Source organism: Desulfobacter sp., from assembly GCA_028768525.1.
GTDB lineage: Bacteria > Desulfobacterota > Desulfobacteria > Desulfobacterales > Desulfobacteraceae > Desulfobacter.
On sequence record CP054837.1, the window covers coordinates 5,595,259 to 5,608,704 of the forward strand.

Sequence of the window (13,446 nt, forward strand, 5' to 3'; positions counted from 1 at the left end):
CCTTCGAGTAAGTCATGTCTAACAAATATGATCTTATATCAAAAATTAGTATTTTTTGTAATTGTACGCTGGATTAAATTAACTAAGGAGAGAGTAATGAAAATTAAGCTGCTTATCACGGCATTTCTGGCCCTTGGCATTTTAAGTGCACCGGTCTGCCAGGCCCACACCCCCCTATGCTCCTGCTATGACAACGGAGACGGCTCCATCACCTGCGAAGGCGGATTTTCAGACGGATCCTCTGCCTCGGGCGTTGAGATGCGGGTGGAAGACAAGGACGGCAAGGTGCTGGTCAAAGGCAAGATGAGCCAAGACAGTGAGTACACCTTTGACAAACCCGCCGCTGCCTACAAGGTGGTGTTTGATGCCGGTGAAGGCCATAAGGTGGTTGTTGACGGCAAGGAAATTACCGAATAGCCGGTACCGTTGTGCCGGAAACCATAAAATAACCTAGGAGAGAAAAAAGATGAAAAAACTGATTGCTGCCGCAGCCGGCGTCGCCATCATGGCCATGACCGCCCCTGCATTTGCCCACTTCCAGATGATCTACACCCCGGAAGCCGCCATGGACAAGGGGGGTAAAATCCCCCTGGCCCTGGTTTTCACCCATCCCTTTGAGGCCGGCCACACCATGGATATGGGAAAACCCGAGCAGTTTTTTGTGGTCCGCAGCCGGGGCGAAAATGCGCCCAAGAAAACCGACCTGCTGCCTACCCTCAAACCCATCACCTGGACCAGCCTCACCAATTCGGGTGCAGCCTTTGAAACCGAGTACAGCGCCAGGGGCGGTGACCATATCTTCTGCCTGGTTCCGGAACCCTATTTTGAAGCCGAAGAAGGCGCTTATATCAAACAGAATACCAAGGTTATCGTGAACGTTGGCGGAGAGCCCGGCGCCTGGATGGAGCCCGTTGGGCTGCCCACAGAAATCGTTCCCCTGTGCAAACCCTATGACCGCTGGACCGGCAATGTTTTCCAGGGCAGGGTGCTGTTCAACGGCAAGCCCGTTCCCAACGCGGAAATCGAAATTGAATACCTGAACCACGCGCCCGATCTGGCCAAAAAAGCCTTTGCCAAGGAAGCCAAGGCCAAAGCCCCCCAGGATGCCTTTGTGCTCCAGACCATTTTCGCCGATGAAAACGGGGTGTTCACCTTCGGTATCCCCAAGGCCGGCTGGTGGGGATTTGCAGCCCTGGGCCTGGATCCCGATTACAAGTACAAGGGCAAAGAATGCTCCAGGGATGCGGTGATCTGGATCAACGCCCAGGATATGTAAATAAGGCCTGTAATAAAGCGATAGGCAGATTCGTAAATACGACTATGGAGTAAGACGGACATAACCTCTCATTTATCCCTTACTCCCCGGGTGCCGGGTTCCCCCTTATGTTTCACATTGTCCCCAACTTTAGTGAAATTCTCCGCTGGGAATCCGGCACCTTTTTTATTCAGGCAACCCTGTAAAAAAAGGATGCAAAATGAGACGCGTACCCCTCTGCAAAAGTTTAATGAAACCGGCCCTGGCCCTGGCGGCCGGCCTCCTGCTCTTTTCCGCCCCCCAGGTCCGGGCCCATTCCCTGTATATCCAGTCCACCCGCTATTTTGCCGACCCGGGCAAATCCCTGCCTCTGTTCTTCTGCTACGGCCATTATGTACCCGTGGCCGACGGCATCCGGGGGAAAAAGCTCAACAGGGTCAATGTCATCGCCCCCGACGGCACCGCCACCCCCATGGCGGTCCGCAACGAGACCGGGCTCCACTCCTATATGGTGGATTACAACACCCCGGGCACCTGGACCCTGACCGCGGAAACCACCCCGGGCTATTATACGGTTTACACCGATAAAAAAGGCAGGGAACGGCACACCATCAAACCCATGGCCAGGATTAAAGAGAGGGCCAGAAAAGTCCATAAAAGCTATTTTGCCAAGCAGTACGCCAAAACCTACGTGAACTGCAAAACCCCGTCCCAGGAATTTCCGGCTGCCGTGGGCCTGCCCCTGGAACTGGTGCCGGTGAAAGATATTTTCACCTTGAAACCCGGTGACCCCCTGGAACTGGATGTCATGCTGGACGGCAAACCCTATGCCGGAAAAGGGACCTGGGACGCCACCTACCTGGGATTCTCCACCCTTGCCGAAGACAACTTCTACCCCAAAACCCCGGTGGAAGGCAGCCGGCTTTCCATCCCCATCCCCCATGCGGGCCGGTGGTTTGTACGCTACTTTATTAAAAAGGATGCCCCTGAAGCGGACAGGGACAACTACCTTCAGATGAAGCTCACCGCCACCCTGACCTTCCAGATTGACAATGAACGCAAAACCCCAAAGGCCCAGGGGCATTAACCGGCAATCCTATAAATTCAAGGGTGCGTGACAATATCACAATGATTTTACTTGCCTGATACTGAAATATCTGAAATCTTGTTATAAAAACGGATTCAGTTATAGACGCAATCGATAGGTGATCATGTGGGTAATATTGATAAAGTTTTGGCGCATCTGAGGGCAATAGCCGCTCGGGCATTCGAGCTGATCAATGATATTGATATGGATGCCCGGCGCAAATTGATTGACCAGTATTTTCGAGTTCACCCTTCTACCTCGATGGTTCAGGGGAAGTGGTATCCGGTAGAGGCAGGGGGCATTTCAATGGAATGGGTGATCGCGGAGGGTGCTGATCCGCACCGGCGGATTCTCTACATCCATGGCGGTTCATGGGTCTCGGGTTCGCTTTCCGGATACCGGGCCTTTTTGTCACGCATCTCCCGGGCGGCCGGCGCCGTCGTCCTTTCCGTAGATTACTGCCTGGCGCCAGAGCATCAGTTCCCGGCCGGACTGGAAGATTGTGTTCAGGCCTACCAATGGATGCGTGAAAACGGGCCGGACGGACAGGCACCCGCCTCGGCCGCTTTTTTAATGGGGGATTCCGCAGGGGGGAATCTGGCATTGGCCGCCCTCCTGAAAATCAAAGACTCAGAAATGAATTTACCAACGGCAGTGATTGCCCTTTCACCGGCAACCGATTTCACCGGTGGAAGCCCTTCGCTGGCATCCCGGGCTTTGGTAGACCCGATCATCAATCCGGCGGTTTTACCTGCGCTCATCCCGGTATACCTGGGCAGGAATGCTGAACCGGCGGATCCCTATGCATCTCCATTGTTTGGTGACTACAGGGGCATGCCCCCGATCTTGTTGCAGGTGGGTGATCTGGAAGTCCTGCTTGACGATTCCACCCGGCTGGCAAAGCATGCAGCCGGGCAGGGGTGCGATGTGACCCTTGACGTATGGGAGGGAATGCCCCATGTCTTTCAAGGGTTTGCCCCTTTTCTGGCGGAGGCTTCAGACGCCATTGGAAAAATCGGGGCGTTTGTCCGCAGGTATTGATTTCCATAATTATAGACGTATCCTAATTCTAAAATCCAGGAGGGTTTTTCTATGGGCTTAAACGGGTGTAAAATTCTTATCGCTGAACTTATGGATGAAGAGGCCATTGCCGTTCTTAAAGAGAGCTGCCAGGTGGACGTGAAATATAAACTGCCCAGGGCGGAGCTTCTGGAAATAATTCCGGAATATCATGCCATAGTCATCCGCAGTGAAACCATCATTGACGAGGAATTTCTCGACACGGCCGTAAACATGAAAATCGTGGGCCGCGGCGGCTCCGGTCTGGACAACGTCAATATCGATTACGCCACCAAAAAAGGGGTCATCATTGCCAATACCCCGGAGTCGAATATTGTTTCTGCGGCAGAGCATACCATGGCCCTGATGCTGTCCAGCGCCCGCAATGTCGTCTGGGCCGACAGGTTTATCAAATCCGGAAGCTGGGACAGAAAGCGGTTTTCCGGAAGCGAACTCCTGGACAAGGTGATCGGTATCATCGGACTTGGAAGGATCGGCGGACTGGTGGCCGAAAGATTGGCCGGCTTTGATCCCAAAAAGATCATTGCCTATGATCCCTATATCTCGGATTCCAGGTTCGAAAAATACGGTGCTGAGAAGATGACATCCCTGGAAGCGTTATGCAAGGAAGCGGATATCATCACCATCCATACACCCAGGACAAAGGAAACCATCGATATCGTAGCCGACAGGGAAATCGCTATGATGAAGGACGGTGTCAGGCTTGTCAATGTTGCCCGCGGCGGCCTTTTCAATGAGCAGTCCCTGGTGAAAGGACTTGAAAGCGGCAAGCTGGCTTCCGTGGCCCTGGACGTTTGGGACAACGAGCCCCAGGATGCCAATGATATCTATAAATTCGATACGATGGTTGGCACCCCCCACCTGGGCGCGTCCACCCATGAAGCCGCCCTCAGGGTGGGAATGGAAGTGGGCAGCGAGGTCCTGGCCGGCCTCAAGGGCGAGATGGTGAAGAACGCCGTGAACATCCCTTCTGTTTCCGATTCGGTATTCAAAAAACTCCGTTCTTTCATTGAACTTTCCGGCAAGATCGGAAAGCTCTATTCCCAGATCAGCAAGACCAGCCTGAAGAAAATCGAAATCAGCTTTTCCGGAAACGAGATAGAGGATAAAGAGGACGTGAGAATCCTTTCTCTTATGGCCATCAAGGGCATGCTTGAAAGAAGCGTTCCCGAAACAGTGAATTTCGTGAACGCCACCCTCATTGCAGAGCAGAAGGGTATCGAGATCGTGGAAAGTCTTAAGATGAGCCACAAGAACTTCAGCAATCTCATTACCCTCAATGCCCACGAAGAGGACGGCAACATCCTTTCAATATCAGGCACCGTGTTTGACGGCAAGTACCCCAGAATAGTGAAGATAGACGAGTACCGGTTCGATCTGGACCCCAAGGGCAGGCTGCTTTACGCCCCCCACAAGAACGTGCCCGGCGTCATCGGCAAAGTGGGAACCAAGATGGCTGAATACAACGTCAATATCTCCAAGATGATTGTTTCTGACGGGGCGGATGACTCACTCATGTTCCTCTCGGTGGACAACAATGTGCCCGAGGAATTGGTGGCGAAAATAAAGGAATTTGATGAGATCAAGGATGCGTTTCTCATAGAAATGTAAAGCGGTGTGGCCGGTCGTCGTCGGTGGCCGGCAATTTGTTCTCGCCGCAGTTTTGGGGCCATCGCCCAGAGAATACTCCCTGCCTTGTCCAGAGAGCAGGCAGCAAAAGGGCAGGAGAACCGGAAAAAGAAAGTGCCGCCCCGGAAGGGAAACCGGGGCGGCACTGTTGCCTGGCGGGGAGAGGGAAAAAATGGTGAGCCTTAGTTGAGAGTTGTTGTTTTTTCCTGGGAGAAGACCGCCTGGCTGACTGCGGAAAGGCTGGAACTGCTGAGGATTTTAAGGGGGGTTTTGTGCTGGTTACAGAGTTTTTTGACCTGGATACAGGCGTTATGGCTGTTGCAGTTGACCGGGCAGAGCACCAGGTCGGAACGCTTGACCCTGGCCTCAATGTCCATTCCGGCTCCTTTGATGTACCCGTCGTGGTATTCAAATTGTCCGCCGGCTTTTTCAACGATATCCTTATAATAGGCTTTCATTTTTGTGATGCCGCCGATCATGAAAATCCGGCGGGCGCATAGGCGGTAGTGGCTGCAGGCCTCTTTTCTGCATCCTGAATCTGTCTGTCGGCAGGGGGGCGGTGCCGTATCCCCCAGGGCGGAAATAAAGGCTTCCATTTCCCGGCGGGTGGTTTGGTTTTCATTTCGGACCCGGGCCAGTTCCATTCTGAGGGCCTGGATTTCAGCATTTTTATCGGTAAGGACAAGGGCCCGGGCTTCAAGCTCGGATTCAAGCTCGGATTCAAGGGCGGCCGCCCGGGCTTCAAGCCCCTTTATACGGTTGGCATTGGCCGGGGTTTCCGGCGCCAGGCGCTGCTCGAGGACCCCCACCTGTTTTTTCAGCCGGATGTTTTCCGTTTCAAGGTCTGATATCCGCTTTGTGTCTTTTTTTCTTAGCTTTACCAGATCCCTGTTTTCCCCTGTTTTTATCTTCAGCTTTTTTTTCTCCCGGTCCAGGGCATCCCGGTTGCCGGCCAGGTCCTTGCGTACCTTGAAAATGCCGGTCATGTTGGCGTGGGCCATCATATGAACCTCGCCGTATACGTCCTGGAGGAGATCCAGATTGCTGTCTTCGTAGGAGACGATGGCGTACATCAGGGGGCCGACCTGGCCGGATTCCAGGTTTTGGTCCCACAGGCGGCGCATCTGCGTCTCATCCATGCCCTCGATCATATCCATCCATTTCTTTGCACGGCTGCGGATGACATTGTTGACCTTTACGGAGATCGGGTTTCTGTCATTGAGTTGGGACATGATGAGCTGGTGATATTCATAGGATTTGAGTCCGGAGACATCGTATCCGCATTTTTTCAGAATGTCCCTGTGCTTTTCAACGCTCAGGATTGCGCCTGCCACCGGGCATTTAAAATGTGATTCAATTTCCCACATGTTTAAGAATTTTGATGAATTTCCGGACATGGTCTATATCCTTTTATTTTGGTGATGCACCGGCCGGCAGTGGGTTGGGCATCTTGAGGGAACCGGCCGGGCATCCATTGTTCTGGTTTAGGCTGCAACATCCAGGTTAAAGAGGTAACCGATGTTTTTCTGCAGGGTTTTATATAGAAAATTGCCTGTTCCGTAATGGTCGCAGACAAGGTCCATGGATTCGTCATAGGCGGCCATGGCCTTGTCCCATCTGCCGTTCATGGTATGAAGAATCCCTATATTGTTCAGGAGCTTGGCCTCCAGGCATTTTTTATCCAGTTCCCGGGACAGGGAGAGGGCATCTTCAAGATTTAAGAAAGCTTTGTTAAAGTCTCCGTTATTTCCGGCTTTCATGCCGGTGCGGCTGAGGTTGCCGATGAGCTTTAGCAGGGACCTCAAGGTGCTTTTGGAAACCGTTTTCTCCCGGCGGGTTTCTGCAGTCTGTCTTTTATGCGGCATTGGTCACGTCCTGGGTCCATTCATCGATTTCTTCTTCTTCGGGTTCGCCGTCTATTCTCAGGGATTCGCAGATGACCTTGCCCCCGAGTTTGCTGACCCTATCCTCCAGGGCGTCCACGGCCCCGCAAAAATAGGTGTAGGATGAGTCTCCGCACCCGAAAATGGCAAATGCCTTTCCGGTCAGGTCAATTGCGTTGTTCATGCTGTCATAGAAAGGCTCGAAATCTTCCTGGAATTCGATTTCCGCATCCCCCCAGGTGGAGGCGCCTAGAAGATATAGATCGTAGGGGTCGTTGAGAAGTCCGGCTTCCGCATCCGTGACATTGGTCAGGGTCACCTCATAGCCTTTGTCCGAAAGAACGGATTCGATTGTTTCTGCTGTGAATTCAGTGTTTCCGGTGGTGGATCCGTAGATAATCAATGCCTTGCTCATTATATTCTCCGTGTCTATTCATGTGTTTATTAAAGACTCCGACTGTTTGGATGTGGAGTAAAGTTTAGTTTTGCCTAACAATAGAAGCGTTGTGTGAAAGTGTCAAGCGTTTTTTTATTTTTTAAAGTTCAGCTTTCCGGGCAGGTAAATCAACAGGCTGATATAGGCCGCTACGGTCATCCCCCCCAGGAGAGTGGTGACCTGCAGGCTGTATCTTTCCCTGACCCGGCCGGCGTAGAATTGTATGACCGCTGTCCGCGCATCGGACCGCGTAACCTCTTCCACCAGGCTGCCCACATTGGACCCCAGGCTGCCCAGGTTAAAGACCGAAACAAAGACAATGGCCAGTATGGACAATGCCAGGAGGGGGTAGGCAACCCGGCTCCTGAAGGCCTCAGGGTATTTGTATGCCGTAATAGTCAATCCGGTCATTATGGCCAGGGGGATGGTCCAGGAAATCATTTCCATTGGTGTTCTCCTTTCATGTTCATAGTGGGAAATTGAAAATGTCCGGCCGCTATCCTAACCCGGGATTTTTTTCAGTTTTGTGATCTTCATCACAAAAAAAAATCTGGCGGGGTATAGATTGTCTTTTTTTAATTGGACGCTAATGTCTGGAGTATATTGAAATGAGTGATCCACTGGCCTTTCTGGAAAAATTTATCACCCTTTACCGGGAATTGCTGGCCCACGACGGGTACGGCGATATGGCAATCAATATCCGGCTGGCAAAGCGCGGTCAGAAAGAAATTCGGCTGCTCTGCGGCCGGGAATACCGTTTCAGGATCGATATTCCGGAGGACAATCTCTGGCCCTCGTATAAGGTCATGGTAGATGAGGCTGTTGCGGAAGGGGACAAACCGGCCTATACCGGTCCGGAACGGCGCTCCGGGGAGGATCGGCGGACCTACCAGCGCCGCCAAAAGGATATCCCCCGGGATTTTAAGCTTGAACGTCGGGTCAATCCCGACCGGCGGTCCGGACTGGACCGCCGCAGATCTTAAAGTTTAGGATACTTTTATCGAAGAGGCCTGGGATATGGCCCGGCGGCACCGGCAGTTTTTGCATTGGCCGGTGCATTTATGGCCGCCCGTATGGCTGTTTTTATGGCCCTGGATGAGCAGGGTGCATCCCTCGGGAAGGATTTCCCCGGCCCGGGCCCCTTTAAAGTTGAGTTTGGTGCGCATTTCGTTCCTGGGCAGGTTGGACTCAAGGATGGCCCGGCCGAAGGGAAGGGCCTGTTTTAGGTGGCTGGTATCGATGAACATGGTCAGTCCCTGTTTTTCCCCGTCCCGGATCACGCCGAGGAGTTCAAAGGCCGAGGCCCCGTCAAATATGCCGTGGAGGTTGATATGGAATTCGCTGTTCTTTTTTGATGTTTCCAGGTGGAAATTGGATTTCATGATTACTCCTGAATTAATGGGTCTGTTTTGTTTGGAGTGGATAGCTAATTGAAAACCGCAAGGAGGCGGTCGGCGGCGACCCTGGCCGCCACCACTTCCCGGGTATGGGAACTGATATCCAGTTCCCCCCCGGTTTCAAAGGGAGCCTGGCCGTATGCAATGCAGACCTTTTCTTCATATTTGTCCCTCAATTCCCTGAAGGAGGCTTCCACTTCCGGATACTCGCCGGATGCCCTGTAGGGCAGGCGGATGAATCCCCTGGTTTCCCCGGATTTAAAATAAGGAACCTGAAGGCAATGGAACCGGTCCGGAATCCAGGCCTGATGGCGTTCATTCTTTCCGGGCAGGCAGAAGCTTTCATGGGGCCGGGGGATTTCGGGAATGAAGCTTTGGATGGATACGGCCTGGATGGCCAGGGATTTTTCAAAGGGCTCCAATGTCATGGTGTAGTTCAGAACAGGCCTGTAGTTGCCTCTTTTTTTTCTTATCTTCCAGTTGATTTTCATCATTTTTCCTCAGTTAGTTCAATCAGGTCCCCAAAAGGCGGTTTATGCCCCCCGTCTCCGGTTTTTACCCAGAGTACGGGAAAATCCGGTGCCTGTTCCGGAAATAGCCGGCATTCCATGTCTGAAAAAAAGACCAGGCAGAAGGGAGTGATATGATTCTTCTCTATGAAATTAAAGACCGGCCTGAAATCGGTTCCGCCGCCCCCTTTGGGGGTAAAATCAAAGGGCAGGTCCCAGGGGGATATGCTTTGGTGACGGTTTACTCCCAGGTCAGTGTAAAGGAGGTGTGTCCGGGCCGGGTTCATGGCGAGAATGGCCGACAGTTCGGCGCCGAAACGTTCAAGTTCTTCGGGGCGCACGCTGCCCGAGGTGTCGACGGCTACGGCCATTTCCGGCAGCTGGTCCGATACCAGGGCCGGAAAATAGAGGTCCTGGTGGATATAGCGGCGGTTGGGCTGGGACCAGGTGTAGTCAGAACGGGCGGACTGCTGGATGAATCGGGCCAGCAGGTCGGTCCAGGGGAGGGCGGGAGAAAACCGGTCTTTTACAAATCGTTCTGCCCCCTTGGGCAGTCGGCCCATGGACCGGGCATTGGCCGCCGCCTGGACCAGGGCCTGTTCCCAGTCTGTTTCCCTTTCATTACCTGCGCCGGGGGAGGTGTCGCCGTCCCGGACCTCGCCGGCCGGGCCGGGTTCCGGTTTTTCCGGATCGGGGGTATCCCGGTCCGTCATTTTTGCCTCATCCGGGTTCGATTTTCCGGATATGTCCTCTTGTGTTTCTTCCGTGTCCGGGCGCTCTCCCTTAGTGGCGTTGTCCGGCTCCCGTTCTCCCTTGGCGGTGTCGGACTCTCCCTCGGCCAGGCGGGTGTATATCTGTTCTGCCGATTTTCCCTCATGGGCCGGGTCGTTGAGAAATCCGTCAGGCAGGGTGAGGCCGGCCTCAAGGAGGATGGGGTTGATGGCGTAATCGCAGGCCCGGTTCCAGAGGTCCGGATTCCTTTCTCCCCGCCGCTGGTGGTGGCCGCAGGCCGGATGCATCACTGTATGGGCCGTGAGGCCCACCAGCTTTTCCCGGGGAAGGATATTGATATAGTTAGGGTTGTACCCGAAGGTTCTTCCGTCTGTCCAGGTCGTTGCGCATCGCCTGTCTTCCTTGAGGTCCAGGCGCAGGGCCAGGGAGGCAAAAAAAGGATGGTCAAGGACCATTGCCGCCCTGGCCCTCAGCAGTTTTCCCCGGGCTTTTGGGTCGGGGCCGGAGCGTCCATCTTTTTTGGGGCTGTCATCCATGGGTTACACCAGCACTTCAGCATTTTGTTTTGCCCAGCCGGCAAAGGCAGGCGTGTTGACCACGCCGGCGTCCCTGCGCACGGCCTCCCGCATGAGCAGTACGGAAAATTCAGCGGGCAGCCGGGCGGCCCAGGAGAGGATAGCCTCCGCATTTTCGGGGGTCAGGACCGCCCCCATCATTTCGCAGAGGGCGTAGCGCACGGCCGGATCCTCAGGAATCTTGATCCCGCGCGGATCCGAAAGGATGGTTTGAACCGAAGGGAGCTGGTCCCACAGATCCAGGAATCCGCAGAATTCGGCACCGGCCCCAGGTCCCACGGCCCCGGCGACAAGGGCTTTCAGGATTTCCGTTTCCGGCCGCCCAGCCATGAGCCGGGATACAAATTCCCATGACCTTGGGGAGGGAAAGGCTTTGGTATCGGTTTTGGGGTCAAAATCGTGGAGAAGCCCCGGGCGGAACCGGATGAATGCGGTGACTTCCGGGGCTATCCCAGCCCCGGCGGCCCATCCCAGCCATTGGTCTGCATCCACCTCGAAATCTATGTGGACAAAACGGTTGGCCAGGGCTGAGGGCATGCGGTGGGAGACGGCCCTGTCCGTTTCCCTATTGCCTGCGGCGGCCACGGACCAGCCCTGGGGCAGTTCATATTCCCCCAGGCGGCGATCAAGAACCAGCTGGTAACAGGCCGCCTGGACCAGGGGCGGGGCGGCGTTGAGTTCATCCAGAAAGAGCACCCCCTTGCCCGATTGGGGAAGAAAGGCGGGGGCGCACCACTGGGAAAGCCCCTCTCCGTTGATCCTGGGCAGGCCCCTCAGGTCCACCGGATCCAGGAGGATGGCCCTGATGTCGATGAGTTCGAGATCCATGGCTTCGGCGGTCTGTTTGACCACCTGGCTCTTCCCGATGCCCGGGGGGCCCCAGACAAAGGCGGGCTGCCCAATGGAAAAAAGGGAGGTCAAAGCCTTTGAAATTTGCGATGAGTTCATATATTCTCCTAATATTGTATGTTTTTTAATAATTTTGTTAGCAATGGCTAATAGCTCGAATAAATAATGATGTCAAGAAAAATAAGTTAAACATAACAATATTTAGTATTTTAAATTATTTTGTTTGTTCCAATATGTTTTTGTATGATCATGTTAAGGAAAAACAAGGAAACTCAGTGCGATGCCGTTGAAAAGATCGACCAGATTATCCGGGAGGCAATAAACTCCCGGCCTAGCAAAAGCTAAGCATGGCGCAACCAGATCAAGGACCGGTGCCGTTGGGTGATGGTTACTGAGGGCCGTGGACTCATTATCAAAGGCCTGACCTTCTGCACCGAGGTGGTCCGGCAGATGGGCTATGGAAAAACGCCGGACCGGTGGAGAGAAATACCGGTCCGGCGCTGGGTTAATCCGGTTCGGGCCGGATTAAATTGATTTGCAGAATTCGATGAGGGCTTTGCGGTCCTTGGCACTCATCTTTCGGAATGCCTCCCTGGAGTCCTTGCCTTCCCCGAAATGCCAGAGGATGGCCTCTTCAAAATTTCTGGCCCTCAGGTCGTGCATCATGTCCGAGTGGTCAACCACATTTCTCATCAGGCCTCTCCCCCACAGCGGCGGGGTCCGGTAGGTCTTTTTCAGGCCGTCATTGATCCGGCCCATGTCGTGCATCAGAAGATCTGTATAGGGCCAGATTTTCTGGTTCTCATATCCGGGGATATAGTCGTATTTGCCGGTGGTCCATGAGGGCTTGTGGCATTGCTGGCAGTTGGCTTCATAAAACATTTCCCTGCCCCGCTTCACAATGGGTTTGTCCAGGTCCCTTGCCGCAGGCACGGCCAGGCCCCGGGACCAGACCATGAGGTTGTCCAGGTCGTCCCGGCTCATCTCAGCGGGCTGGTGGGCGGTGAGCAGGTCGGTGTCCAGGCCCATCTCATCCTGTTTGTCGATCCACTCCTGGGTGGCGAATAGTTTGGGCCGGTCCTCCCGGGTGATATTGGGAACCGACCAGGACCCGTTGAAACCGGGGCCGTTCATCAGGGTGGCCCGGGCGTTGTGGGTGGTGAATTTGCCCAAATGCTTTTTGCCGTCGTAGGGCTCGGTGATCCACCGGCCGTGCTGGCCTTTGACCGGGCCTTCCAAAGCCTGCTGCCGCTTGTATTCGGCAATGATGTCCTCGTCCTTGACGGCATCCAGAAGCCCTGTGCCGATGATGCCGATGGTGCCTTCCAGGCTGACCTTGTGGCCCTTGGGCAGTTCGATCAGGGGATCCACGATTCTGGCCGTGGGATAAACCAGGGTGCCCTCGTATTCGGAGCCCTTGTTGTAGGGAGAGCCGTCGGGGTATTTATTGCCGTGCTCATCCACATACTTGTGCCACTTGAGTTCCACGGATTGGGCCAGGGGCTTGTAGGGCGGGGTGGCCATGGTCTGGAACATGAATTTCACCCCTTTGACGAATTTGCCTTCCGGGGTATGGACAAAGGCCAGGTAGGAATTGCCGAACTGCTCGTTCCAGTTTTTCACCTGGCGGCCCCGGGCATAGTTGGGGTGGCAGTTCCGGCAGGAATTGTTGTTGTAAATGGGACCCAGGCCCCCGTATGGCGCTTTCCGGTCCGTGACATAGTCGGCTTCGAAAATGGCTTCGCCTTGGGCAAATTGTTCCGAGAGTCTTTCGTCGGCGGCAATGGCCGGGGCCGGAAGCTCAAAACACCTGGACGTGGTTGAAAATACCGTGCCGTTGCGGCCGCCGGAAAAATATTCCTCGGAAAGCCCGGTGGGAATACCGCCGATGGCCCTGTGGGCATAAAGGGGGGGGGCGCTGCCCAGAACTGCCGTGAGCAAGGCCAGGCCAAGGGCGGCCGTTTTTTTCTTGGGGATCATATTCCATATATGTTTCATGGGTGGGTTTCTTCCT

The 13,446-nt window shown here is 54.2% G+C and carries 15 protein-coding genes; 6 read left to right on the top strand and 9 right to left on the bottom strand.

Annotated features, from left to right (window positions below):
• Positions 1 to 96 precede the first annotated feature (96 nt).
• From HUN04_24675 to HUN04_24695, 5 genes are all read left to right on the top strand, one after another.
• On the top strand, positions 97 to 417 hold the full coding sequence (locus tag HUN04_24675) for a hypothetical protein (protein ID WDP92742.1): 321 nt from the start codon (positions 97 to 99) through the stop codon (positions 415 to 417).
• Between the two features lie 49 nt (positions 418 to 466).
• A complete protein-coding gene (locus HUN04_24680) occupies positions 467 to 1,276 on the top strand; it encodes a DUF4198 domain-containing protein (protein WDP92743.1) in 810 nt (269 codons plus the stop codon).
• 199 nt (positions 1,277 to 1,475) lie between these two features.
• Positions 1,476 to 2,342 carry a DUF4198 domain-containing protein gene (locus HUN04_24685; protein WDP92744.1) on the top strand — a complete coding sequence of 289 codons (867 nt, stop codon included), beginning with the start codon at positions 1,476 to 1,478 and terminating at the stop codon, positions 2,340 to 2,342.
• 306 nt (positions 2,343 to 2,648) lie between these two features.
• The gene (locus HUN04_24690; protein ID WDP92745.1) at positions 2,649 to 3,383 is read left to right on the top strand and encodes an alpha/beta hydrolase; all 735 of its coding nucleotides are present in this window, start codon (positions 2,649 to 2,651) and stop codon (positions 3,381 to 3,383) included.
• Positions 3,384 to 3,434: 51 nt separating this feature from the next.
• Entirely contained in the window at positions 3,435 to 5,033 is a 1,599-nt protein-coding gene (locus tag HUN04_24695) for a phosphoglycerate dehydrogenase (GenBank protein ID WDP92746.1), read from the top strand.
• Positions 5,034 to 5,233: 200 nt separating this feature from the next.
• Here the strand turns inward: HUN04_24695 and HUN04_24700 are convergent, their stop codons facing one another.
• From HUN04_24700 to HUN04_24715, 4 genes are all read right to left on the bottom strand, one after another.
• On the bottom strand, positions 5,234 to 6,448 hold the full coding sequence (locus HUN04_24700; protein WDP92747.1) for a DUF2325 domain-containing protein: 1,215 nt from the start codon (positions 6,446 to 6,448) through the stop codon (positions 5,234 to 5,236).
• Between the two features lie 87 nt (positions 6,449 to 6,535).
• Positions 6,536 to 6,811 (bottom strand): tetratricopeptide repeat protein, encoded by a 276-nt coding sequence (locus HUN04_24705; GenBank protein ID WDP93401.1) that lies wholly within the window; start codon positions 6,809 to 6,811, stop codon positions 6,536 to 6,538.
• A gap of 94 nt (positions 6,812 to 6,905) precedes the next feature.
• Complete coding sequence (locus HUN04_24710; protein ID WDP92748.1) at positions 6,906 to 7,349, bottom strand: flavodoxin; 444 nt, start codon at positions 7,347 to 7,349, stop codon at positions 6,906 to 6,908.
• 114 nt (positions 7,350 to 7,463) lie between these two features.
• The gene (locus HUN04_24715) at positions 7,464 to 7,817 is read right to left on the bottom strand and encodes a hypothetical protein (protein WDP92749.1); all 354 of its coding nucleotides are present in this window, start codon (positions 7,815 to 7,817) and stop codon (positions 7,464 to 7,466) included.
• Positions 7,818 to 7,978: 161 nt separating this feature from the next.
• Here HUN04_24715 and HUN04_24720 point away from each other — a divergent pair, with 161 nt between their 5' ends.
• Positions 7,979 to 8,353, top strand: coding sequence for a hypothetical protein (locus tag HUN04_24720; GenBank protein ID WDP88215.1), 375 nt, complete (start codon positions 7,979 to 7,981; stop codon positions 8,351 to 8,353).
• Between the two features lie 3 nt (positions 8,354 to 8,356).
• On the opposite strand, the gene HUN04_24725 is transcribed toward HUN04_24720, so the two are convergent.
• From HUN04_24725 to HUN04_24745, 5 genes are all read right to left on the bottom strand, one after another.
• Positions 8,357 to 8,752 (bottom strand): hypothetical protein, encoded by a 396-nt coding sequence (locus tag HUN04_24725; GenBank protein ID WDP92750.1) that lies wholly within the window; start codon positions 8,750 to 8,752, stop codon positions 8,357 to 8,359.
• A 44-nt stretch (positions 8,753 to 8,796) separates the two neighbouring features.
• Positions 8,797 to 9,261, bottom strand: a complete 465-nt coding sequence (locus HUN04_24730) for a hypothetical protein (GenBank protein WDP92751.1) — start codon at positions 9,259 to 9,261, stop codon at positions 8,797 to 8,799.
• Entirely contained in the window at positions 9,258 to 10,544 is a 1,287-nt protein-coding gene (locus tag HUN04_24735; GenBank protein ID WDP92752.1) for a hypothetical protein, read from the bottom strand. The genes HUN04_24730 and HUN04_24735 overlap by 4 nt, the downstream gene beginning before the upstream one ends.
• Positions 10,545 to 10,547: 3 nt before the next feature.
• On the bottom strand, positions 10,548 to 11,531 hold the full coding sequence (locus HUN04_24740) for an AAA family ATPase (GenBank protein WDP92753.1): 984 nt from the start codon (positions 11,529 to 11,531) through the stop codon (positions 10,548 to 10,550).
• Between the two features lie 426 nt (positions 11,532 to 11,957).
• Positions 11,958 to 13,430, bottom strand: coding sequence for a thiol oxidoreductase (locus HUN04_24745; protein WDP92754.1), 1,473 nt, complete (start codon positions 13,428 to 13,430; stop codon positions 11,958 to 11,960).
• Between the last annotated feature and the right edge of the window lie 16 nt (positions 13,431 to 13,446).

What these genes read in the sequence shown, in the direction of transcription:
- HUN04_24675 (WDP92742.1), top strand. Translation starts at nt 97, where the DNA reads ATGAAAATTAAGCTGCTTATCACGGCATTTCTGGCCCTTGGCATTTTA.
- HUN04_24680 (WDP92743.1), top strand. Translation starts at nt 467, where the DNA reads ATGAAAAAACTGATTGCTGCCGCAGCCGGCGTCGCCATCATGGCCATG.
- HUN04_24685 (WDP92744.1), top strand. Translation starts at nt 1,476, where the DNA reads ATGAGACGCGTACCCCTCTGCAAAAGTTTAATGAAACCGGCCCTGGCC.
- HUN04_24690 (WDP92745.1), top strand. Translation starts at nt 2,649, where the DNA reads ATGGAATGGGTGATCGCGGAGGGTGCTGATCCGCACCGGCGGATTCTC.
- HUN04_24695 (WDP92746.1), top strand. Translation starts at nt 3,435, where the DNA reads ATGGGCTTAAACGGGTGTAAAATTCTTATCGCTGAACTTATGGATGAA.
- HUN04_24700 (WDP92747.1), bottom strand. Translation starts at nt 6,448, where the DNA reads ATGTCCGGAAATTCATCAAAATTCTTAAACATGTGGGAAATTGAATCA.
- HUN04_24705 (WDP93401.1), bottom strand. Translation starts at nt 6,811, where the DNA reads ATGAAAGCCGGAAATAACGGAGACTTTAACAAAGCTTTCTTAAATCTT.
- HUN04_24710 (WDP92748.1), bottom strand. Translation starts at nt 7,349, where the DNA reads ATGAGCAAGGCATTGATTATCTACGGATCCACCACCGGAAACACTGAA.
- HUN04_24715 (WDP92749.1), bottom strand. Translation starts at nt 7,817, where the DNA reads ATGGAAATGATTTCCTGGACCATCCCCCTGGCCATAATGACCGGATTG.
- HUN04_24720 (WDP88215.1), top strand. Translation starts at nt 7,979, where the DNA reads ATGAGTGATCCACTGGCCTTTCTGGAAAAATTTATCACCCTTTACCGG.
- HUN04_24725 (WDP92750.1), bottom strand. Translation starts at nt 8,752, where the DNA reads ATGAAATCCAATTTCCACCTGGAAACATCAAAAAAGAACAGCGAATTC.
- HUN04_24730 (WDP92751.1), bottom strand. Translation starts at nt 9,261, where the DNA reads ATGATGAAAATCAACTGGAAGATAAGAAAAAAAAGAGGCAACTACAGG.
- HUN04_24735 (WDP92752.1), bottom strand. Translation starts at nt 10,544, where the DNA reads ATGGATGACAGCCCCAAAAAAGATGGACGCTCCGGCCCCGACCCAAAA.
- HUN04_24740 (WDP92753.1), bottom strand. Translation starts at nt 11,531, where the DNA reads ATGAACTCATCGCAAATTTCAAAGGCTTTGACCTCCCTTTTTTCCATT.
- HUN04_24745 (WDP92754.1), bottom strand. Translation starts at nt 13,430, where the DNA reads ATGAAACATATATGGAATATGATCCCCAAGAAAAAAACGGCCGCCCTT.